18 protein-coding genes are annotated in these 22,926 nt (G+C 66.7%); 6 read left to right on the top strand and 12 right to left on the bottom strand.

All coding sequences use genetic code 11. The features are described 5' to 3' along the window. Positions 1–48: 48 nt before the first annotated feature. From F468_RS0108055 to leuC, 6 genes are all read right to left on the bottom strand, one after another. Positions 49–762 carry a hypothetical protein gene (locus tag F468_RS0108055; protein ID WP_018139346.1) on the bottom strand — a complete coding sequence of 238 codons (714 nt, stop codon included), beginning with the start codon at positions 760–762 and terminating at the stop codon, positions 49–51. A gap of 36 nt (positions 763–798) precedes the next feature. Then, positions 799–3,183 carry a FimV/HubP family polar landmark protein gene (locus F468_RS0108050; protein WP_018139345.1) on the bottom strand — a complete coding sequence of 795 codons (2,385 nt, stop codon included), beginning with the start codon at positions 3,181–3,183 and terminating at the stop codon, positions 799–801. 181 nt (positions 3,184–3,364) lie between these two features. Further along, complete coding sequence (locus F468_RS0108045) at positions 3,365–4,390, bottom strand: aspartate-semialdehyde dehydrogenase (protein ID WP_018139344.1); 1,026 nt, start codon at positions 4,388–4,390, stop codon at positions 3,365–3,367. A 99-nt stretch (positions 4,391–4,489) separates the two neighbouring features. After that, positions 4,490–5,563 (bottom strand): 3-isopropylmalate dehydrogenase, encoded by a 1,074-nt coding sequence (gene leuB, locus F468_RS0108040; RefSeq protein ID WP_018875312.1) that lies wholly within the window; start codon positions 5,561–5,563, stop codon positions 4,490–4,492. A gap of 462 nt (positions 5,564–6,025) precedes the next feature. After that, positions 6,026–6,670: a 3-isopropylmalate dehydratase small subunit gene (leuD, locus tag F468_RS0108035; RefSeq protein WP_018139342.1), complete on the bottom strand. Its 645-nt coding sequence runs from the start codon at positions 6,668–6,670 to the stop codon at positions 6,026–6,028. A 3-nt stretch (positions 6,671–6,673) separates the two neighbouring features. Continuing rightward, positions 6,674–8,086, bottom strand: a complete 1,413-nt coding sequence (leuC, locus tag F468_RS0108030) for a 3-isopropylmalate dehydratase large subunit (RefSeq protein WP_018994921.1) — start codon at positions 8,084–8,086, stop codon at positions 6,674–6,676. Positions 8,087–8,457: 371 nt separating this feature from the next. Here leuC and F468_RS0108025 point away from each other — a divergent pair, with 371 nt between their 5' ends. Then, positions 8,458–9,330 carry a LysR family transcriptional regulator gene (locus F468_RS0108025; RefSeq protein WP_018139340.1) on the top strand — a complete coding sequence of 291 codons (873 nt, stop codon included), beginning with the start codon at positions 8,458–8,460 and terminating at the stop codon, positions 9,328–9,330. A 26-nt stretch (positions 9,331–9,356) separates the two neighbouring features. Here the strand turns inward: F468_RS0108025 and arsJ are convergent, their stop codons facing one another. The 3 genes from arsJ to F468_RS0108010 form a co-directional block, all read right to left on the bottom strand. Then, positions 9,357–10,586: an organoarsenical effux MFS transporter ArsJ gene (gene arsJ, locus F468_RS0108020; protein WP_018139339.1), complete on the bottom strand. Its 1,230-nt coding sequence runs from the start codon at positions 10,584–10,586 to the stop codon at positions 9,357–9,359. Between the two features lie 5 nt (positions 10,587–10,591). Next, complete coding sequence (locus F468_RS0108015) at positions 10,592–11,605, bottom strand: ArsJ-associated glyceraldehyde-3-phosphate dehydrogenase (protein ID WP_018139338.1); 1,014 nt, start codon at positions 11,603–11,605, stop codon at positions 10,592–10,594. Positions 11,606–11,679: 74 nt separating this feature from the next. Further along, on the bottom strand, positions 11,680–12,156 hold the full coding sequence (locus tag F468_RS0108010; RefSeq protein ID WP_018994920.1) for a TspO/MBR family protein: 477 nt from the start codon (positions 12,154–12,156) through the stop codon (positions 11,680–11,682). A 161-nt stretch (positions 12,157–12,317) separates the two neighbouring features. On the opposite strand from F468_RS0108010, the gene F468_RS0108005 reads away from it, so the two are divergent. From F468_RS0108005 to F468_RS0107995, 3 genes are read left to right on the top strand one after another with little or no spacing between them, the layout of a single operon-like run. Further along, positions 12,318–13,547, top strand: coding sequence for an efflux RND transporter periplasmic adaptor subunit (locus tag F468_RS0108005; RefSeq protein WP_018139336.1), 1,230 nt, complete (start codon positions 12,318–12,320; stop codon positions 13,545–13,547). Further along, on the top strand, positions 13,544–16,618 hold the full coding sequence (locus tag F468_RS0108000; protein WP_018139335.1) for an efflux RND transporter permease subunit: 3,075 nt from the start codon (positions 13,544–13,546) through the stop codon (positions 16,616–16,618). The genes F468_RS0108005 and F468_RS0108000 overlap by 4 nt, the downstream gene beginning before the upstream one ends. Beyond that, positions 16,611–18,197 (top strand): TolC family protein, encoded by a 1,587-nt coding sequence (locus tag F468_RS0107995; RefSeq protein ID WP_018139334.1) that lies wholly within the window; start codon positions 16,611–16,613, stop codon positions 18,195–18,197. Before F468_RS0108000 ends, F468_RS0107995 begins: the two co-directional genes overlap by 8 nt. Positions 18,198–18,224: 27 nt before the next feature. Here the strand turns inward: F468_RS0107995 and F468_RS0107990 are convergent, their stop codons facing one another. Genes F468_RS0107990 through F468_RS0107980 form a run of 3 tightly spaced genes read right to left on the bottom strand, consistent with a single transcriptional unit; the run spans position 18,225 to position 20,464 of the window. Beyond that, complete coding sequence (locus tag F468_RS0107990) at positions 18,225–18,989, bottom strand: ABC transporter permease (protein ID WP_018993851.1); 765 nt, start codon at positions 18,987–18,989, stop codon at positions 18,225–18,227. After that, complete coding sequence (locus tag F468_RS0107985; RefSeq protein WP_018994919.1) at positions 18,986–19,948, bottom strand: daunorubicin resistance protein DrrA family ABC transporter ATP-binding protein; 963 nt, start codon at positions 19,946–19,948, stop codon at positions 18,986–18,988. Before F468_RS0107985 ends, F468_RS0107990 begins: the two co-directional genes overlap by 4 nt. Positions 19,949–19,993: 45 nt before the next feature. Then, positions 19,994–20,464: an aminoacyl-tRNA deacylase gene (locus tag F468_RS0107980; protein WP_018139331.1), complete on the bottom strand. Its 471-nt coding sequence runs from the start codon at positions 20,462–20,464 to the stop codon at positions 19,994–19,996. Between the two features lie 123 nt (positions 20,465–20,587). Here F468_RS0107980 and F468_RS0107975 point away from each other — a divergent pair, with 123 nt between their 5' ends. Further along, entirely contained in the window at positions 20,588–21,586 is a 999-nt protein-coding gene (locus F468_RS0107975; RefSeq protein WP_018994918.1) for an LLM class flavin-dependent oxidoreductase, read from the top strand. A gap of 83 nt (positions 21,587–21,669) precedes the next feature. Continuing rightward, on the top strand, positions 21,670–22,869 hold the full coding sequence (trpB, locus tag F468_RS0107970) for a tryptophan synthase subunit beta (RefSeq protein ID WP_018139329.1): 1,200 nt from the start codon (positions 21,670–21,672) through the stop codon (positions 22,867–22,869). The last annotated feature ends 57 nt before the right edge of the window (positions 22,870–22,926 follow it).

Raw genomic sequence — 22,926 nt, 5'->3', positions numbered from 1 at the left:
ACCCGGTCTGCATCACGCATTGTCGAAGTCGCATTTGTCATCACCCGATCACCACCACCAGGCGATCCAGCCACCTGCAACCGCCACTGTCCACAACCACACCACGGCCCCCGCGCCCTCTTTCCGAACCTCGTCCATGTCCTGGTGGGACTCGCGAGCCCCTGGCGCTGGCACCTCCCCACTCAAGGCCCGATCCAGCCGAGCAATCAGCCAGTCGCGCGCCGCCTGCAGTCGTTCCCGCCATCCACCCCGGAGTTGCTCACGTTCGCGCTCGGTATTAACCCGATCCGACTCGAACAGCGCCAGAGCCAGAAAAAGCCGCTGCGCGAAGCGCGCGCCCCACGCGCCAAAGCAACCACGAGGACCCGCCAACAAGGTCGACAGCGCCCAGACCAGCTCGCCGCGCGAGAAACGCTCCGTCAGCCAGACCACCAGCACCACCACCAGCGCCAACGCCCCGATCCGCCAGGCGGCCTCGCTCAGGCCGGCCAGCACCGAATCCCCGCCTGCTTCGACTGGCCATACGCCGAAGAACACCAGCAACGAGAGATAAAACCATTTCAGTCGCCAGAGCAGGCGCCCGCATCGCCGCCAGGCGAACGGCCCGACCCATACCAACCCGACCGCGCCAACCAGCACTGCCAGCACCACGGCCGGCTTCGCGGTCGCCAGCACCACCGACACCAGCAAAACGGCCGGGAGCGCCCACAGGGACGCCGACCCGGCCGTTTCTTGTTGCCTATCGAAACCCTGCCGCATCATCGCGACAGGATACTCTTCACAAGACAGATGGACGGCTCAGGAGCCGTCCAATTGCTGACGAATCGCCTCCGCCTGGGCCTTCTGGTCGTCCGACCCGGTGGCCACAATCTCGTCGATCAGTTCACGCGCGCCCTCGTCATCGCCCATGTCCGCATAGGCCTGCGCCAGGCTCAACCGTGTCTCATTGTCTTCGTCCGCCCCGATGGGCGCAGAGGCATCGCCCTCCAGCGGCAAGTCCCCTTCCTGGCCGGCAGCCGGCAAATCGTCGGCTCCCAAATCCAATGCCGGGATGTCACTCCCAGCCGCGTCGCCCCGGGTCTCTTCATCCAGGTTCGGCAGATCGCTGTCGTCGATATCGAATGACAAGTCGTTCAGGTCGTCGCTCCGCGCTTCGTCCGTTTCCGAAGACGTCTTCTCCGCAGGCGTCGAAGCCCCTTCATCGAAGGTCTCGTCGAAATCAAAGGCCAGCCCGGAATCGGTCTCTTCTTGTGGCTCGGCGGTGTCCCCGAGATCTTCGGTTTCGGATTCCACATCCGGGAGATCCAGGCCGGAGAAGTCGATTTCGTTCGGCGCTTCGCCGTCACCCGCCGCCTGCGGCTCCACCGCAGCACCCAGACCTTCGACACCCGCCGGAGCGCCCGCAGGTCCAGCGCTGTCATCATCGGCGCCACCGATACGCGATTCCAGTTCCGCCAGATGATTGCGGGTTTCAACATCGTCCGCCGGCAGGCGTTCGCGCAGGGCGGATGCCGCCTCGCGGGCGCCCTCTTCGTCGCCCAGCGCCACGCGCGCCTCGACCAGCTTCAGACGATACTGGGAATTATCCGGATCGCGCTCGATGGCCTGGGTCAGCGTCTCTTCGGCCTGATCATTCATCCCGTAGGCCAGGCAGACATCCACTTCCGCCAGCACGTCGTCCACCGAAGCGTCGCCACTGGAGCTCACCACGACAGGCTCACTCACCGACTCCTCCGGCTCGTCCGACTGCTCGCGATCATCGTCCTTGCCCGCGACCGCTCCGGCCGCCAGGCCCGCTGCGGCCCCTCCGGCTACGGCTGCACCGGCGCCGCTCGATCCCGCGCCCGCACCATCGATCTCACGCGCTTCGTAGCCGACGGGATCCGCGGCCGCGGCCCGCACACCGCTGTTGTCCGCCCGCGCCGGCATGCCGGCGGCACGCTCTTCAACCACCACCTCGCGCCGACCACCGCGCGCAAAGGCCAACAGCACCAGCAGCAGCAGGATCACCAGTGCAATCGCCATCATCAGCAGCAGCGGATCGTTCATGATCCGCTCGTGCAGCGGCGCATTGCGTTCGGCATCGGCCCGATCGAGCCGTGCCATCAGTTCATTGCGTTCCGCCCGCAGCTGGCTCAGCTGCTCCTCCAGCTCGGCCATATTCTCGCTCGAAAGCTCCGCAAGACGGCCTCGCTCACCCAGTTCCTCGCGCAGTTCTGTAATCTGATCGCGCATCCCCTCCATCTCGGCGCGCTGGGACAGCATGGCTTCCTGGAGCAGATCGGGGGACTCGGCCGCGGCAGCCGCGCCTTCATCCGTCTCCGGCAGGAGTTCTGTCACAATCTCCAGGCGGTCGTCAGCCGCGGCCGCTTCATCGTCCTCGTCCGTAGCGGCCACGGCGTCATCCGCGGCGGCCTCGTCGTCCTCCGCTACCGTCTCATCCTCTTCCGGGACCGCTTCGACTTCCGTCTCGACTTCCGCTGCTTCTTCAGGCTCGGGTTCTTCGCGGGCTGCCGTCACCGTTCCGTCGCGCCAGGCCTGAACCTGCCGCTGCACTTCCTGCCGCGCCTCGGCCGCACTGCGCGACTCAAGCTCCGAACGCGACGGGACGGTCAGTTCGGCACCCGCGCGCAGGCTGTTGATGTTCTGGTCAGAAAACGCGTCGGGGTTGGCCTCCAGGAACGCCACCATCGCCTGATCCGCCATACCGGCCAGACCCGCGCGCTCCACGATGCGATAGAGGGTATCGCCGCTACGCACGGTATAGGCCTCGCCTTCGCGCGGCATCGGCGTGTCTTGTCGACGCGGTGCCCCCCGAGCGGTGTCACGCGGGACCGGAGCGGCCGCTCCGGAAGGCATGGTGTCCGGCGGATCGAGCAACAGGGAGACTTCGCGCATCGAGCGCCCACCATCCCAGCGGGCCTCGAGGAGGATGCCCACATAGGGCTCGCGCACCGGCTGACGCGTGGTCAGTACCACCCGACGATCGGACCCCTCACCCTGAACCTGGATGTTCAGGTCACCAGGCACACTGCCGCGGCTCATGCCTGCGCGCCGGTATTCGTTTTCCGAAGCCTGGCGCACCTGCAGCGAATCACTGGCTGCGGCACCCCCTCGCAGCGGAATCTCCGCCCGCAAGGTCTGGTTCAGATGGGATTGCAGGTTGACCTCACCGAAACTCACCGAATTCGATGATGCCGGTGCAACCAGCAGCAAGAGCAGTAGCCCGAGTAGTAACTTGCGCACGAATCCCCCCTGAATGTGCCGCGCGGCCTGTCATCGCCTGGGGCCATCTTCCTGGCCCCAGCGCCCCCTGGCCGCGTGTTGCCGGGTATGAATTTTCCCGGACTTTTACCGGATTAAATCACAGGTAATCCCGGATCAAAACCTCGGCAATCTGGATTGTGTTCAACGCGGCCCCCTTGCGCACGTTGTCGGACACCACCCAGAGGTCCAGCCCGCGGGGATGCGAGATGTCCTCGCGGATGCGTCCGACGAACACCGCATCCTTGCCGGAACCCTCGGTCACGGCGGTTGGATAGCCCCCGTCCTCGTGCTTGTCCAGCACCGTCACGCCGGGTGCGGCGGACAGGATCTCGCGCGCTTTCTCGGCGCTGATCTTCTCGCGGGTCTCGATGTGCAGGGCCTCGGAATGGCCGTAGAACACCGGGATGCGCACGGCGGTCGGGTTCACCAGGATGGACTCGTCACCCATGATCTTCCGGGTCTCCCAGACCATCTTCATCTCTTCCTTGGTGTAGCCGTTGTCCTGGAAGACGTCGATGTGCGGAAGCGCATTGAATGCGATCTGCTTGGGATAGACATTGCACTCCACCGGGCGGCCGTTCAGCAGCGCCGCCGTCTGGTGGGCCAGTTCCTCGATCGCATCCTTGCCGGTGCCGGAGACGGCCTGGTAGGTGGCGACGTTGATGCGCTCGACGCCGACCGCGTCATGCAGCGGCTTCAGCGCCACCAGCATCTGGATGGTGGAGCAGTTCGGGTTCGCGATGATCCCGTGCTTCTTGTAGCCGGCGACGGCCTCGGGATTGACCTCCGGCACCACCAGCGGGATCTCCGGGTCGTAGCGAAACTGCGAAGTGTTGTCGATCACCACGCAGCCGGCCGCGGCCGCCTTCGGGGCGTACTCCGCGGACACCGAGGCCCCCGGCGAGAACAGCCCGATCTGCACGGTGGAGAAATCGAAGGTGGCCAGATCCTCCACCTCCAGCTCGCGGCGGCCGAAGGCGACCGTCTTGCCGACCGAGCGCGAACTGGCCAGCGCATGCACACGGCCCAGCGGCAGGTCGCGCTCTGCCAGGATGGAGAGCAGGGTCTCGCCGACGGCGCCGGTTGCGCCCACCACGGCCACGTCTAACTTGCGGTCACTCATCGTTCATTCCCGGTTTAAGTTCTAACTGCAAAATATTGATCCGTTGAAACATTCGTAGGATGCGTTGAGCGCAGCGAAACGCATCATTGGCTACAACGCCTAGCCCTCCAGCGCAGCCACCAGGGCATCACCCATCCCCTGGGTGCCCACCAGCGTCATGCCCTCACCAAAGATGTCCGGCGTGCGCAGCCCCTGATCCAGCACCCGCCCCACAGCCTGCTCGATGCGCTCGGCCAGGTCATTACGATTCAGGCTGTGGCGCAAGAGCATCGCGACCGACAGCACGGTCGCCATCGGATTGGCCTTGCCCTGCCCCGCGATATCCGGCGCGGAGCCGTGGATCGGCTCGTACAGACCGACCCCCTCGCTGTTCAGCGAAGCCGAGGGCAGCATCCCGATGGACCCGGTCAGCATGGCCGCGGCATCGGACAGGATGTCGCCGAACATGTTGCCAGTCACCATCACGTCGAACTGCTTGGGGTCACGCACCAGCTGCATGGCCGCGTTGTCCACATACATGTGAGACAGCTCGACCTCGGGGAATTCCTTCCCGACGCGCTCGACCACCTCGCGCCACAGCTCCGAGACCTCGAGCACATTGGCCTTGTCCACCGAGCACAGGCGCTTGCCGCGCTTCATCGCGGACTCGAAACCAACCCGCGCGATGCGTTCGATCTCCGATTCGCTGTAGGCGGCGGTATTGAAGCCATAGCGCTCGCCATTGCGCTCCTCGATCCCGCGCGGCTGGCCGAAGTAAATCCCGCCGGTCAGTTCGCGCACGATCAGGATATCCAGCCCGCTGACGACCTCCGGCTTCAGCGTGGAGGCCGAGGCCAGCTGCGGATACAGGATCGCCGGCCGCAGGTTCGCGAACAGGCCCAGATCCGAACGAATACCCAGGAGTCCGCGCTCGGGGCGCAGGTCGCGTTCCAGCGATTCGTATTGCGGGCCGCCGACCGCGCCCAGCAGGATCGCGTCGGCGCGGCGCGCCGCCTCGCGGGTTGCCTCCGGATACGGGTGACCTGCCGCATCGTGCGCCGCGCCCCCGATCAGGCCCTGCTCGATCTCAAGATCCAGGCCGCCGATCTCGCCCACACGCTCCAGCACCTTCAGCGCCTCGGCCACGATCTCGGGCCCGATCCCGTCCCCGGGCAATACCAGAATTCGGCTCACAAACCTCTCCTAACCAACTGTTAGCTTTTACTTGTACGATTCCAATAGCACCGTCATTGCGAGGCCCCGCCTGGGGCCGTGGCAACCTCCGGACGGAACCACGACGTTCGTCCCGGCCGACGCCGGGGCCACCCACAGAGATCGCCACGTCGCTGCGCTCCTCGCGATGACGGTGCGCCCCGGCCCCGTCGTTGCGAGGCCCCGCCAGGGGCCGTGGCAACCTCCGGAAGCTGGCAGAGCGCCGGCACATGGATCCGGTGGTTCCGGACGGAGGTTGCTTCGTCGCAATGACGGCACCTCCACCTCGTCATTGCGAGGCCCGTAGGGGCCGTGGCAATCTCCGGGCGAAACCACCGGATCCCGCTACCTGCGCTCGGCCATTGTTTGAGAGATTGCTTCGTCGCTTCGCTCCTCGCAATGACGAGGCTCGGGTTCAAGCCACCCGCGCCATCTCTATCGTTTCTATCGTTGCTCCGCCATCCAGGGCCACTCGCGGCGCTGGCGCTCCTCATAGACGCGGATGTCATCGGCGTACTGCAGCGTCAGCGCAATGTCATCCAGGCCGTTCAGCAGGCGGTGGCGCCGGTCCTCGTCGAGCGTGAAACGGAACACCGTACCGTCCGGCGCCGTTACGGTCATCTCTTCCAGGTTCACCTCGACCTGCACGCCCGGGTTCGCCTCGACCTGCTCGAACAGCGCCTGCACCTCGTCCTCGGCCAGCACCACCGGCAGCAGCCCGTTCTTGCAGCTGTTGGAGAAGAAGATGTCCGCGAACGACGGCGCGATCACCGCGCGAAAACCGAAGTCGGTCAGCGCCCACACCGCGTGCTCGCGCGAGGAGCCGCAGCCGAAGTTCTTGCGCGCCAGCAGGATGCTCGCCTGGTCGAACGGCGCCTGGTTGAGCACGAAATCCGGGTTGATACGGCGCTGGGAGCTGTCCATGCCGGGCTCGCCCGGGTCCAGGTAGCGCCAGTCGTCGAAGGCATTGGGCCCGAAGCCCGTACGCTTGACCGACTTCAGGTACTGCTTCGGGATAATCGCGTCGGTGTCGACATTGGAGCGATCCAGAGGCGCGACAATCCCCTTGTGTACGGTAAAGGCCTGCATCGCTTACGCCTCCTTCAGTGCCGACGGTTCGACGAAGTGCCCGGCCACGGCGGCCGCGGCGGCCAGCGCCGGGCTGACCAGATGGGTACGCCCGCCCTGCCCCTGACGGCCCTCGAAGTTGCGGTTCGAGGTCGAGGCGCAGCGCTCGCCCGGCTCCAGCCGGTCCGCGTTCATCGCCAGGCACATGGAACAGCCCGGCTCGCGCCACTCGAAGCCGGCGTCCAGAAAGATCCGGTCCAGCCCTTCCTGCTCCGCCTGCTGCTTCACCAGCCCGGAGCCCGGCACCACCATCGCCAGCTTGATGTTGTCGGCCTTCTTGCGGCCCTTGACCACCTCGGCAGCCGCACGCAGGTCCTCGATTCGCGAGTTCGTGCAGGACCCGATGAAGACCTTGTCCGGACGAATCTCGGTCATCGGCGTGTTCGGCTGCAGGTCCATGTACTCCAGCGCGCGCTTCATGCCCTCGGCGCGCACCGGATCGGACTCGGCCGCCGGGTCCGGCACGCGGCCGTCGATCGGCGCGACCATCTCCGGCGAGGTGCCCCAACTCACCTGCGGGGCGATCTCGGCGGCATCCATCTCCACCACCGCGTCGAACTCGGCATCCGGGTCGGAGACCAGCGTGCGCCAGTATTCTGCGGCCTGTTCAAACAACGCGCCGCTCGGCGCCTGCGGCTTGCCACGCACGTATTCGATCGTCTTCTCGTCCACCGCGACCATGCCCGCGCGGGCCCCGGCCTCGATGGACATGTTGCAGATGCTCATGCGGCCCTCGACCGACAGGCTGCGGATCGCCGAGCCGGCGAACTCGATCGCATAGCCGGTGCCGCCGGCGGTGCCGATGCGGCCGATGATCGCCAGCACCACATCCTTGGCGGTCACGCCCGGGCGCAGCTCGCCCTCCACGCGGATCTGCATGGCCTTGGTCTTTTTCTGCCACAGACACTGCGTGGCCAGCACGTGCTCGACCTCGGAGGTGCCGATGCCGAAGGCCAGCGCGCCCAGCGCACCGTGCGTGGAGGTATGCGAATCGCCGCAGACGACCGTCATGCCCGGCAGAGTGGCCCCCTGCTCGGGGCCGATCACGTGCACGATGCCCTGGCGCACATCGGCCATCGGGAAGAACTTCAGCCCCAGGCTCGTGACGTTGGTCTCCAGCGTCTCCACCTGGGTGCGCGAGACCGGATCCTCGATCCCGCGGTCACGGTTGGCGGTGGGAACATTGTGATCCGGCACCGCCAGCACGGAACCCCCGCGCCAGGGCGTGCGCCCGGCCAGACGCAGCCCCTCGAAGGCCTGCGGGCTGGTTACCTCGTGCACCAGGTGGCGGTCGATGTAGAGCAGCGTCGAGCCATCCGGCTCTTCGCGCACCACATGCGCCTCCCACAGCTTGTCGTACAGTGTCTTGCCTGCCATTACCTGCTCCCGCGGCCACGCCGCGTTCTATCGTTCTTGCGCCCCAACGCCGATGATCTACCAGCGCCATACCGGCCCGCCCTTGCACAGCGTCGCCACTAGCACCGTCATTGCGAGGAGCCGAAGGCGACGCGGCAACCTCCTGAAGCTGGCAGAGCGCCAGTACCGGGATCGGGTGGTTCCGGATGGAGGTTGCTTCGTCGCTGCGCTCCTCGCAATGACGTCATTTCAGGACGACCGTTTAAGCAGAGTCTGCGGCCGCCCTTCCATTCTTTCAAATCCGATTTATTATCTTTACCATTCCATATGGTTATGGATTGGCAAACCGGCACCGCATCAGTCAGCGGGTCATTATCCCACGGAGGCGGCGGATGCGCCCGGAACAACTAAGCATCGAGTCCCTGCAGGCCTTCGTGGCGGTGGTCGACACCGGTGCCTTCTCCGCCGCAGCCGAGCGGCTGCACCTGACCCAGCCGGCGATCAGCAAGCGCATACAGTCGCTGGAGGCGACGTTGCAACGCCCCCTGTTCGAGCGCCAGGGCCGCCGCGTTCGGCCCACCGAGGTCGCCGAACGCCTGCTGCCCGAAGCGCGCGAGATTCTGGCCCGCCTGCACGCAATCGAGCAGCAGGTGGCGGACCTCGACCACGTCGTTCGTGGCCGCATCCGCCTGGCCACCTCGCACCACATCGCCTTGCACCGTCTGCCCGTCCCGCTGGCCCGCCTGCGCACCCGCCACCCCAAGCTGGAGCTGGAACTCGCGTTCATGGATTCCGAGGCCGGCATCGAGGCGGTGATGCACGGCGACGCCGATCTGGCCCTGGCCACCCTGCCTGACGACCTGCCGAAGGGCTCGGAGGCCCAAGCCGTCTGGACCGATGACCTGGTCCCGATGATCGCCCGCGGCCGCGCCCAGGATGCCCCGCTGGAGACACTGCAACGGCTGCATGACTGGCCGGCGATCCTTCCGCCGGTGGGCTCCACCACCCGCCGCCAGATCGACCACGCGCTGGCCGCAGAGGGCCTGCACCCCGCCGCAGCACAGGAAAGCCCGTACCTGGAGGTCATCCGCATGATGATCGCCGCCGGCCTCGGCATCGGCTTCCTCCCCCGCACCATGGCCACCGCCGAGCTGGCCATCCTCGAATGGCCCGCCCCGCCCATCGCCCGCCAGCTCGGCTGGGTCCGCCACGCGGACCGCTACCGCTCGCGAACCCTCGAGGCGGTCATCGAGGAATTGCAGTAACCGGAACCATGCGTGGGGCCACCCTTTCAGGCCCGAGCAGGTACCCGAGGGAGCAGGGAGGAGATCATCCAGGTGGCGAAGATGAACAGCGTGGAGGCGATCAGCGCGCCCTCCAGGCCCCAGACCATGAAGATGGCACCGGAGGCGACGGTGCCGATCAGACGCCCACCGGCGTTGGCCATGTAGTAGAAGCCGACCTTCATCGCGACCCGGTCGGTCTCCGCATAGTCGAGGATCAGGAACGAGTGCACGGCGGAGTTGATCGCAAACACCACGCCGAACACGCCCAGCCCGACCATCAGTACCCAGGCCGGGTCCAGCTCCGTCTCCAGGCCGATCACGATGCCGATGGGCAGCAGCATCAGGATGAAGGCCCACAACCGCGCGGTCAGCCCGGTTGGATGCAGCCCGCCCCGACCCAGCAGACGCGGCACCGACGCCTGCACGATGCCGTAGCCGATCACCCACAGCGCCAGGAACGCCCCCACCTGCATGTGGTTCCAGTCCAGGGTCGCGCTGAGGAACACCGGCAGGGCGACCACGAACCAGACATCGCGCGCGCCGAACAGGAAAAAACGCGCGGCGGAGAGCACATTGATCGCCGCGGAGTTGGAGAACATCCGGGTGAATTTCGGCTTGCCGCCGACCTTGCCCAGCCCGCGCGGCAGCCCGACGATGGAGAACAGCATCACCACCGCCAGCATCGCGGCCAGGATCACCAGCGCCAGCTGGAACCCGACCGAGTACAGCAGCGCGCCGCCGGCAAAAAAGCCCACCCCCTTCAATGCGTTCTTCGAGCCGGTGAGCACGGCCACCCAGCGAAACAGCCGCCCCGCCCCGTCGCCGGCGACCAGCTTCACCCCGGACTTCGCACTCATCTTGTTGAGGTCCTTGGCGATGCCCGACAGGGCCTGCGCGAACATCACGTACGCCACACCCAGCCACGCCTCCGGCACCGTGAGCATCAGCAGCGCGGCGACCTGCAGCAGCGTCCCGGCGATCATCGTCGTGTTCACCCCCAGCCGCGCGGCCAGCCAGCCGCCGGTCAGGTTGGTGATCACCCCGAACAGCTCGTAGAGCAGGAACAGGAACGCGATCTCCAGCGGGCTGTAGCCCAGCTGGTGGAAGAACAGCACGACCAGCATGCGAATCGCACCGTCAGTGACGGTAAACGCCCAGTAGTTCGCGGTGATGCGCGCGTAGGCGCCCAGCCCCAGGGTGGGCGGTGCGTTCGGCGTTTCGGCCGGGCTGCCCATCCGTCCTACACGCCCTGCTCGGCCACGCGCGCGACCAGTTCGACCAGCCGGTTGGCATAGCCCCATTCGTTGTCGTACCAGGCCAGCACCTTCACCTGCGTCCCATCCACCACCATCGTCGACTGCGCATCGACAATGGACGAGCGCGGGTCGGTGCGGAAGTCGCTGGAGACCAGCGGGCGTTCCTCAAAGCCCAGGATGCCGGCGAGTTCGCCCTCGGCCGCCGAGCGCAGCAGTTCGTTCACCTCCTCCGCGGAGGTCTCGCGCGCCGCCTCGAAGGTGAAGTCCGTCAGCGAGGCATTCATCAGCGGCACGCGCACGGCATGGCCATTCAGCCGTCCGTTCAGTTCCGGGAAGATGTCACCAATCGCCTTCGCCGAGCCGGTGGTGGTCGGGATCAGGTTCAACCCGGCCGCACGGGCCCGGCGCAGATTGTCGCGCGGCAGATCCACGGCCGACTGCGTGGCGGTCATGTCATGCACCGTCAGGATCGACCCGTGGCGGATCTCCAGGGCCGGGTGCAGCACCTTGACCAGGGGCGCCAGACAGTTGGTGGTGCAGGAGGCAGCGGTGACGACGCGGTGCCGGGCCGGATCGTAGGCCGAATCGTTGACGCCCATCACTACGTTCAGCGCAAGCTCGTCCTTCACCGGCGCCGCGACGACCACACGCCGGGCCCCGCGATCGAAGTGCGGCTGCAGGGTCTGCATGGTGCGAAAGGCGCCGCTGGCATCGATCACGATATCTACACCGGACTCGGCCCAGGGCACCTGCCCCGGTTCGCCCAGCTGCGTGTGGCGCAGGCTGCGGCCGTCGATCTGCAGCGCATCCGGCTCGGCCCGGATGCCGCGATCCCAGCGCCCGTGCACCGAATCGAACTCCAGCAGGTGCCCGGTAACCGTGCCGTCCGCCGCGACCTCGTTCAGGTGCACGATCTCGAGGTCATCGCGATCCCAAGCCGCACGCAGCGCCAGGCGGCCGATCCGCCCCATCCCGTTGATGCCGACCCGTACGGCCATGACGCCCTCCCGCGAAAAATCGCGTCAGGATACCTCCCGATCATGACAACCGCATTACAGGCTGAGCAGTGCCCCTAGTTGAGAGCGACGATAGCCGCGTTCAGGTAGATCGCAAAACCTACCCACAGCAGGTACGGCACCAGCAGCGCGCTCGCGATTCGGTCGTGGCGCCAGAAGACGATCAGGGTCGCGAGGATCAGGGGCCAGAGGATCAGGATCTCGACCAGTGCCAGATCGGGCCGTTGCATGCCGAAGAACAGCACGGACCAGCCCAGGTTCAACACCAGCTGGGCGAGGAACAGCCCCATCGCGAGCGGTGCACCCGCGAAGCCGGTGCGACGCCATACCCGCCAGGCGGCCACGGCCATCAGCGCAAACAGGACGCTCCAGACCGGGCCGAATAGGGCATCGGGTGGATTCAGCTCGGGTCGCTCCAGCGTCTGGTACCAGTCCTGCACCGACAGGCTGGTGGCATACCCGCCCGCGGAGGCCACCAGGAACACCAGGGCCACCCAGCCCACCAGTCCGACCCCATCCCTTGTATTGGTCATCGACCCTCCTCTCTCGCGCGTCCCGTACCCTTGCTTGTAGACGCCGGCCCAGCGTATTTGAACCGAAATCAGCAAAATGAACGAGGTTCATGCGCGATTCAGCGGCTTGCGGCACACTCGCAGCATAACGTGATCCCGTTCACCCATTTCGAGCCGCGTGCATGCCCAAGCTGTCCACCGTGATCACCCTGGTCCTGTTCCTCCTGGCGGGCGGTGTGCTCGCCTGGCTCTTTTGGGGCCCGGATGACGAACAGGCCTCTTCCTCGCGCGCGGGTGGCGGCGAGACACGGCCCGTGGCCGTCGCGGTGGCCACCGTGCAACAACAGGATCTGGTGGAGCGCCGCCGATTCACCGGCAGCATCGAGGGCGCCGACCGTATCGTGATTACGCCGCGCGTCGGGGGCCGTGTGGCCGAAGTCTTCGTCAACCTGGGCGACCGAGTCGAACCGGGCGCCCCCCTGCTGCAACTGGATACCGAGGAATTCGAGCAGGACGTCACGCAGGCCGAGGCCGAGCTGGAAGTGGCCGAAGCCAGCCTGGCGGAGGCCGTCGCCAGCCGTAACGCCGCCCAGCGCGACCTGCAGCGCACCCGCGAATTGCGCGACCAGGGGATCGCCTCGCGCTCGGAGCTGGAGGCCGCCGAAACCGAACTCGCCCTGGCACAGACCCGCGTGGCCCTTGCCGAGTCCCAGATTCGACAACGCCGCTCTGCCCTGCGCACCCGCGAAATCCAGCTAGGCTACACGCGTATCGACGCCGACCCGGGCAGCACCACCCGCTGGGTGGCCGAACGCCTGGTTGACCCCGGCTCGGTGATCAGCGCCAACGAACCCGCGCTGGCACTCGTCACACTGCAGCCGGTCCGCGCGATTCTGGCAGTCACCGAAGCGGACTATTCGCGGATCTCGCGCGGCCAGGAAGCGACCGTGCGCACCTCCTCGTACCCCGACGCGCTATTCGAAGGCACCATCACACGGATCTCCCCCGAGTTTCGCCCGGGTTCGCGCCAGGCACGAATCGAGGTCGAAGTACCGAACGACGATGAACGCCTGCGGCCCGGGATGTTTGTCGAAACCGCGATCACTCTCGGCCAGCGCTCGGACACGCTGGCGATACCGCGGGACGCCATCATCCAGCGCGAGGCGGGTCCCACCCTGTTCAGCGTAGACCGTAGCGGCGAACGGCCAGAGGCGCGCCGCCACATGGCCGTTACCGGCGTGCGTGACGGCAACTGGATCGAGCTGTTGGAACCCGAGTTGCCCGAGGGCACCGAGGTGGTGGTGCTGGGGCAACACCTGCTCGCCGATGGCACCCCGCTGCGCCTGACCGACCCGCGCAGTGTGCCCGGCGCGGACTTCGCCCCGGACCTGTCGGAGACCGAAGAGCCGTGAATCCGGCTCGACTTACCGTCCACCGCCCCGTGCTGACCAGCATGGTGGCCCTGATCGTGGTGATCCTGGGCCTGACCGCGCTGACCCGCCTCCCGGTCGACCTACTGCCCGACATCACCTATCCGGTGGTCACGGTGATGACCTCCTACCCCAACGCCGGGGCCGAGGAGGTCGAGCAACTGGTGACCCGCCCGGTGGAACAGGCAGCGGCCGCAATCACCGGGGCCCAGGAGATCCGGTCCACTTCGGCCGAAGGCAACAGCAATGTGCGCGTCAACTTTGCCTGGGGCACGGATATCCGCCAGGCCGTTGATGACCTGCGCGATCGTCTGGCGCGTATTGAAGGTCAGCTGCCGGATGGGGCGGATCGCCCCCTGGTGCGCCAGTTCGACACCCAGGACTCGCCCATCATGCGCCTGGGCGTCGGCTCGCAGCTCGATGCCATTCACCTGCGCACCCTGATTGACAACCGCATTGCGCCACGCCTGGAGCGCATCCCCGGCGTGGCTGCGGTGGATACGTTTGGCGGGCTCGAACGCGAGGTCCGCGTGGAGGTCGATCCAGACCGGATACAGGCGATCGACCTGGGGCTGGACGACCTGCGCAACCGCATCCGCGATGCCAACGTGATCACTCCGGGTGGCCCGATCATGGACGGTCGCCGTGAATACCGGCTGCGTACACCGGCCGAGTTCCGCTCGGTGGGCGAGATACGCGATACCGTGGTTCAGCGCAGCGAGGATGGCGTGACCTACCTGCATCAGGTCGCCGAGGTCCGCGATACCCACCAGCGCGTCACCCGTCGTTTCCGAGTCAACCAGGAAGAAGGCGTCCAGCTGGCCGTGCGCAAACTGGCGGACGCCAATACAGTGGAGGTCTCCGCAGCGGTCCACGCCGAACTGGTCCGTCTCAACCGCGACTTCCCGCAGATCGACATCCGCGCCGTCACGGACGAGGCGGGATTCATCCGCAGCTCCATTACCAATGTCGGGCAGTCCATCCTCTACGGGAGCGCACTGGCCGTCCTGGTCCTGCTCGTCTTCCTGCGCAATATCCGTTACACGCTGGTGGCGGCCACCGCGATTCCTCTGGCGGTCATCTCAACCTTCGGGCTGGTCTACTTTGGTGGACACTCGCTCAACCTGATGACCATGGGCGGGATCGCATTGGGTGTGGGCCTGATGGTCGACAACGCGATCGTGGTGATCGAGAGCATCGCCCGAAGGCGAGAGGAACACGCGGAGCAAAGCGCGGTCGAGGCGGCTGTCAGTGGTACCGGGCGCGTGGCGCCCGCGATCATCGCCAGTACGCTGACCACCGTCGCCATCTTTCTGCCGTTGTTCTTCGCCCAGGAACTGGCCGGGCAGCTGTTCAAACCACTTGCCGCCGTAGTCGCCTTCGCGCTGGCCGCCTCGCTGATCGTGGCCCTCACCGTGGTGCCGATGCTGATGGCGCGTGCCCCGATGCCGAAGCGCGACACCAGCGCCCTCGCCCGCATGGAACAGCGCTATCAGGGGCTGCTGCGCGGCACCCTGGCGCATCCCTGGATGGTGATCGGGATCAGTGCCTTGCTGATGGTCATCGCACTGGCCGGGCTGCGCGGCGTCGGCACCGAGTTTCTGCCCGCCACCGACGAGGGTGAATTGCGCGTGCATGTCTCCATGGAACCGGGGACACCACTCGACGAGCTGTATTCCACCATGGCCAGCCTGGAAGAGGTGATTCGCGACGAGGTGCCGGAGCTGCAGAACCTGGTGTCCAGCTCTGGCGCCTCTGCCTTCCGAGCGTCGTCGCCCGCGTCCGGCAACATGCGCGTAATGGTCGGTTCGCGCGACAGTCGCAGCCGTTCTTCCGAGGAGATTGCCGCTGCCCTGCGCGAGGCCCTGGGCACCCCGCCGGGAACGGAGATCCGTGTCCGCGCATCCAGTGGCATCTTCTTCCGCGGATTCGGGCGTGGCGATGACGAGGAACGCCTGTCGGTCGAGGTGCGCGGCTTCGAGCTGTCGACCATGAATGCGGTGCTCGAACGGTTCGAGGAGGCGCTGGCCGATGTCCCCGGTATTACGGATACGCGGGTGGGGACCGATGGCGGCCAGCCCGAATTCGCCACCCGTATCCATCGTGACCGCGCCGCCGACCTCGGCGTGGATGTGCGTACTATTGCCCAGACGCTGGAGACCGCGCTGGGCGGCTCCAGCGCCGGGCAGTTGCGCGCGGGAGGCGACGAGACTCGCATCTGGGTGCAGCTGCGCGACGCGGACCAGAGCTCGCTGGACGACCTGCTCAACCTGACCGTGCGCAGCGAGGACGGCGAACGCGTCGCCTTGCGCAGCCTGATTTCCTTCGACACCGAGATCGGGCCCGACAGCATCGAACGACGTGAACAGGCCCGCGTACGGACGCTGTTCATCAATCTGGGCGACCGCTCGCTGGGTGAAGTCGCGGCCTCGGTCCGCGAGGCCCTGGCCGACATCCCGCTGCCCGAGGAGATCGACTACTCCGTCACGGGCGACATCGAAGAACAGGAAGCCGCCTTCTCGGAGCTGCTGCTGGGTACGATGCTGGCTACCTTGCTGGTGTACATGGTCATGGCCAGCCTGTACGAATCCCTGCGCGATCCCCTGATCGTGATGTTCTCGATCCCGCTCGCGATCATCGGGGTCACCGGGGCGCTGATCGTCACCGACACCACGCTCAACGTGCAGTCGTTGATCGGGGTCCTGCTGCTGGTCGGGATTGTGGTGAACAATGCGATTCTGCTGGTGGACCGCATGGCCCGGCGACACCGCGACGACGGCATGGACCTGCACGAGGCCGTCGTGGCCGCCGCCGGCGAGCGTCTGCGACCCATCCTGATGACCACGCTGACCACGATACTGGCCCTCTCGCCCCTGGCCATCGGCATGGGCGACGGTGGCGAGGCCCAGGCGCCAATGGCGCGGGTAGTGATCGGCGGGCTGCTGTCGTCTACCCTGATCACCCTGGTGCTGATCCCGACGCTCTACCTGCTGTTCCACCGTCGCGGCGAGCGCCCGCAGCCCGTCTACCGAGCCGGAACCGAAGATGCCTAGCCCGTACCGAGTCGCCCTGCCACTGCTGGCTTCGCTCGCCCTGGCCATTCCCGCCACGGCAGAGGAAGACGAGCCGACCGGCAACGGGTTGCGCCTTTCACTGCCGGCCGAGCAGCTGATGGCGATCGATCCGTTCGCCCGCGAACCGGTCGGTGAGGAGACGCTCTCGCTGGAAGAAGCCGTGGCGCGGGCACTGGAAGGCAACCGTGGCCTGCGCGCCGAACGCCTGCAGACCGCGATCGCGGGTACCTTCGAGGCACAGGAGCGCGCCGTGTTCGACCCCGAGCTGTTCGCCGAGGTCGAGGTCAGCCGGGACCAGAGCGTGCGCCTGCTGGAGGAAGCCGAAGAAGACACCGACGAGGTTACCTCGACCCAGCGCTTCGGCGAGGCGGGCGTTCGTCAGTCGCTCCCGACGGGTACCGACCTGAGCCTGTCCGTGCGCAGCCAGCGCGCCAGCAGTTCGCGGGTCGACCAGACCCAGTTCTCCTCCCGCGCCGGCCTGACGCTGACCCAGGCCCTTCTGCGCGGGGGCCGAATCGAGTCCAATCTCGTGCGCCTGCAGCAGGCCGGGCTGGACGTCGAGGCCACGGAATACGAGGTGCGCGCCTTCGTCGAGCAGCTGATCACCGACGTCGAGACGGCCTACTGGGACCTGGTCCTCGCCGGCGAGCAGATCGAAATCTTCGAGGAGGCCCTGGCGGTCGCCAGCCAGCAGCTGGACGAGACACAACGCCGCATCGATGCCGGTGATCGGCCGGAGACCGAGGCCGTATCCGCACGCGCCGAGGTCGCCCTGCGTCGCCAGGGGCTGATCGATGCCCGCAGCGAGCGCGCCCGCGCCCAGGACACCCTGGCGCGCCTGCTCCAGGGCGACGGGGGCCTGTGGGACACGCGGCTGCTGACCAGCTCCGAACCGGCGCTGGACCGTTACGAGATCGAGCCGCTCGATACCTATGTGGCACTGGCGCGCGATCACCGCGCGGACTTGAACGAGACCCGCCTGCGGGTTCAGCGCGACGAGCTGGAGGTCATCCGCACCCGCAACGGACTGCTCCCCCGGCTGGACTTCTTCGTCACGCTAGGACAATCGGGCTATGCGGACAGCTTCGGGCGTACCTTCCGCGACACCCAGGGCGACGGCTACGACCTCGCCGCGGGGCTGCGCTTCGAGATGCCGATCGGCAACCGTGCGGCGGAAGCCGAACACACCCGCGCCCGCCTTACCCGGCAGCAGATCGCCGAGACCCTGGCCAATCTGGAACAGCTGGCGATCGAAGACGTGCGCTCGGTCTGGTTCGACGCCGCCCGCGTGCGCGAGCAGATCCGCGCGCAGGAAGAGACCATCGAGTTGCAGGAGGAACTCCTGCGAGTCGAACAGACCCGATTCCGGGTCGGAGCCGGCACAGCACTGGCCGTGGCGCAGGCCCAGCGCGACCTGCTCGAGAGCCGTCTCCGCCTGACCGAGACCGTGGTGAGCTTTCGCCAGTTAACCACCGAACTCCTGAACGCGAGCGGTACGCTGCTGCTGCACCGCGGCATCGACGCGCCAGGCTCCGAACGCGTGGACCTGCGCATGTGATTCCGGGTTAGCGCTTTACCCGAGCCCCTATCCCCGGGCCAGACGCCGATTCAGGGCCCAGACCGACAGTGGTGCAAAGATCACCGCGATCGCTGCAGCCCAGACAAGGGTCCACAAAGCGGGCTCCAGCGCGTCGCCTCCGCTCAACAGGGCGCGCGAGGCGTCCGCGAGCAACGAGACGGGGTTGGCCTGCACGAAGGGCTGCAGCACGGTGGGCATGGTATCCAGCGGTACAAAGGCGGTGGAGACGAACGTCACCGGGAACAACGCCGTAAAACCGAACAGCTGCACATGTTCGGGGTCGCGGGACAGAACACCCACCAGGACCATGATCCACGATGCGGCCGAGGCGAAGACCAGCACCAGCGCCACCATCGCCAGCACCTCCCAGACCGAGGTCTCGATCCGGAAACCCAGCAACACCCCCACGATCAGCAACAACGCGATGCAAAGGGCCTGCTTCAGCAGATCGGCCAGGATGCGCCCCGCCAGCGGCGCCCAGCGCGGAATGGGCAGGGCCCGAAAACGGTCGAACACCCCGCGTGTGAGATCCGTATTCAGACCATGCCCGACATACACGGTGACAAACAGCATGTTCATCGCGATCACGCCCGGCAGCACGAACGGCAGATAGGCTTCGGTCGAGCCGGCCACTGCCCCGCCAAACACGTACAGGAACAGCACCAGAAACAGGATCGGCTGGATGGAATAATCCCCCAGCTCCCAGGGATTGCGACGCACCTGCACGAGACTGCGCCAGGCCAGCGCCAGCGTCTGGTCCAGTGCCTTCATGCGCCCTCCTCTGTCGTCTCGGACGTGACCTCGGCCGCATGCCCGGTCAGCGCCAGAAAGACATCGTCCAGGCTCGCAGTGCGCAGACCGAGTTCGACCACCTCGATCCCCGCCTGATCCAGGGCCCGAAGCACCTTCGGCACAACGCTACTGCTCGTCACGGCGACACTCAGGGTGTTGTCCCGCGCCTGCGGGCCCTCCCCGACGATACGTGCAATCGCCTCGGTCGCATCATCGAGTCGGGCCGAGTCCGCCACCACCACGAACAGCGAGCGGCCACCCACACGTTCCTTCAATTCCGACGAGGTCCCCTCGGCAATGATCCGCCCACGGTCCAGCACCACGATCCGATCCGCCAGGGCGTCCGCTTCGTCCAGATACTGGGTCGTCAGCAGCACGGTGGTGCCTTGCTCCCGCAGTTTCGCCACCAGGCGCCACAGGTCGCGGCGCGCCCGCGGGTCCAGCCCCGTGGTCGGCTCGTCGAGAAAGAGAATGGCGGGGTTCCCGACCAGGCTGGCCGCCAGATCAAGCCGGCGGCGCATGCCACCGGAATAGGTCTGTGCCGGACGGTTCGCCGCATCGCAAAGGTCAAACTGGGCCAGCAACTCGTCCGTGCGACGGCGCGCGTCGCGACGGCCCAGACCCAGCAATCGTGAAATCAACAACAGGTTTTCGCGCCCGGTCAGCTTCTCGTCGACCGAGGCGTACTGCCCGGTCAGCCCGATGATCTCGCGCACGTGCGCCGCATCGCGGACGACATCGAAGCCGCCCACCTCGGCTGTTCCCGCATCCGGGGTGATCAGGGTGGACAGCATGCGCACGATGGTGGTCTTGCCGGCACCATTCGGCCCCAGAAGACCGAGGATGCTCCCGCTCGGGACTTCCAGATCAACACCATCGACCGCGCGGGTGCCGTTATAACCGCGCACCAGCCCCTGCAAACGAATCGCGATATCCATCGGCGTAGCATTCACCGCACACGCCGATGGTGCAACCGACAGCGGCTACAAATGCCGACTGAATAACCCGTGCCGGGCGGCACCCAGGAGGTCCCGCCAGGCAAGGGCCGGCAGCTTCACCAGGGTCTCGTGATCGCCACCCTCGAGATATACATCCCCCTCGGTGGGGGCATGTTCGTCCAGCATCGCCTCCAGGCCGTAGGGCTCGGCCAGCGCCGGGATCGCGCCCAGTGCACAATCCGGGAAGAGTTCCGCCACCTCCCTTTCGGTGGCCAGCCCGACGTGTTCGCCAATCAGGTGGTGGAGCTGCCCGAAGTGCAGGCGCCGCGACGACGGGAGGATCGCCAGCATGTAATGGCCGGCATCCTCCACCAGCACGGCCTTCGCCAGCCGATCACCGGGCACGTGCGCGGCCTCTGCCGTTCGGGTGGCACTGCTGGAATACGGGTGCCGAACCAGTTCATAAGCGACACCCTGTGCCGCCAGATAGTCACTCAGGGTTCTCGCGATGCCCATGCTGCGGCCCTCTTGCCGTCCCTACCCCGGACTATAGACCCACTCTGCCCGCACGGTGCCTCGATTCCCCGCTACCCCGTCAACCGACAATCGGCACAACACTCCCTGTCCTACAATGCCCCGATGACGGACTTCTCCATACTCGATCTCGCACCGATCACCGCGGGGTCGGACGCAGGGCAGGCCCTGCACAACACCCTCGACCTGGCCCGACGGGCGGACGAACTGGGATTCACGCGATACTGGCTCGCCGAGCACCACAACATGCCGGGGATCGCCAGTGCGGCGACTGCTGTGGTGATCGGCCAGGTCGCGGCCGCCACTGCGCGCATCCGCGTGGGTGCAGGCGGCATCATGCTGCCCAACCACGCGCCGCTGATCGTCGCCGAGCAGTTCGGGACACTGGATGCCCTGTTTCCCGGTCGGATCGACCTCGGGCTTGGCCGTGCACCGGGGACAGACCCGGCCACGGCCCGCGCCCTGCGCCGCAGCGCGGAGAGCGACCCCAACCAGTTCCCACGCGATGTGGTGGAGCTGCAGGGCTACCTGGCGGACCCCGCTCCGGACCAGGCCATTCGGGCGATACCCGGCGCCGGTTCGCATGTTCCGGTCTGGATCCTCGGATCGAGCCTGTTCGGGGCCCAGCTTGCGGCGCACCTGGGGCTGCCCTACGCCTTTGCCTCGCATTTCGCCCCGGGTCAGCTGCATGACGCGATCGCGATCTACCGCCGCGAGTTCCGGCCCTCCCCGGACCTGGATGCGCCCTACGTGATGGCCGGCTACAACGTCTATGTGGCCGACACCGATACCGACGCGCAGACGCTGGCCAGTTCCATGGAGCAGGCCTTCATCAGCCTGCGCCGCGGCCGACCCGAACCGATCCAGCCCCCGATCCCGCACTACCGCGAACAGCTCGACCGGGCTGAACGGGCGATTGTCGAACAGACCATGGCCTGCTCCGCGATCGGGGCACCCGACACCGTCGAGCGGGAGATGCGCCGCTTCCTTGAAGCCACGCAGGTTGATGAGCTGATCCTGACCACCACGACCTTTGATCACGACGCCCGTCGTCGCTCCCTGGAGCTCACCGCCCAGGTCTGCGACCGCCTGTCACCCCCCTGAGGGCAGCGTTTGCGCGAACGGGCTTGGCAAGGGGCGCCTGGCACAGGATCATTCGCCCTTTCGAACATGCACGAGGGCGGGCGATGTCATACCTGAAGGATTTTCCGAACCAGGAAGGTTATTTCGGCGAGTTCGGGGGTGCGTTCCTGCCTCCCGAACTGGAACCGCATTTTGCCGAGATCAACCGCGCCTACCTGACGCTCGCCCGCTCGGCCGACTTCCTGAACGAGCTGCGCTACATCCGCAAGCACTACCAGGGCCGACCCACCCCGGTGTACTACGCGCACAATCTGAGCCGCGAGGCCGGCGCGCATATCTATCTCAAGCGCGAGGACCTGAACCATTCCGGTGCGCACAAACTGAACCACTGCATGGGCGAGGCCCTGCTCGCCAAGCACATGGGCAAGCGCAAGCTGATCGCGGAGACCGGCGCCGGCCAGCACGGCGTCGCGCTGGCCACGGCAGCTGCGTACTTCGGCATGGACTGCGAGATCCACATGGGCGAGATCGACATCGCCAAGGAAGCGCCCAACGTCACCCGCATGAAGCTGATGGGCGCACAGGTCGTGCCGGTCTCCTTCGGCGGCCGTTCGCTCAAGGAGGCCGTGGACTCGGCCTTCCAGTCCTACCTGTCGCAGGCCGATGAGGCCCTGTTCGCGATCGGCTCCGTGGTAGGCCCGCACCCGTTCCCGCTGATGGTGCGCAACTTCCAGTCCGTGGTTGGCATCGAGGCGCGCGAGCAGTTCATGGAGATGACCGGCGGCGAGCTGCCCGATCATGTGGTCGCCTGTGTTGGCGGCGGCTCCAATGCGATGGGCATGTTTGCCGGCTTCATCGAGGACGCCGGCGTCCAGCTGAACGGCGTCGAGCCACTCGGACGCGGCACGAAGCTGGGCGAGCACTCCGCTACGATGACCTACGGCAAGCCCGGCATGATCCACGGCTTCAAGTGCATGCTGCTGGCCGACGAGGAAGGCAATCCGGCCCCGGTCCACTCCATCGCCTCGGGGCTGGACTACCCCGGCGTGGGCCCGGAGCACTCCTACCTGAAGACCATCGAACGCGTGGCCTACCATGCGATCAGCGACGACGAGACGCTGGAGGCCTTCTACCGCCTGTCGCGTGCCGAGGGCATCATCCCGGCGCTGGAGAGCGCCCATGCCGTGGCCTGGGCGATGAAGTACGGCCGCGAGAACCCCGGCGTTACGATCCTCGCCAACCTGTCCGGCCGGGGCGACAAGGACATCGACTACGTCGCCCGCGAATTCGGCCACGGCGACTAACACCTCGGGAACTCCCTGCCAGGGCCTGGGTATCTAACACCCAACAGGCTTTGACGG

The organism is Thioalkalivibrio sp. ALJ2 (assembly GCF_000378325.1).
GTDB lineage: Bacteria > Pseudomonadota > Gammaproteobacteria > Ectothiorhodospirales > Ectothiorhodospiraceae > Thioalkalivibrio.
The sequence above is the reverse complement of the archived record's forward strand: the minus strand, read 5'-3'. Positions and strand labels throughout refer to the sequence as shown.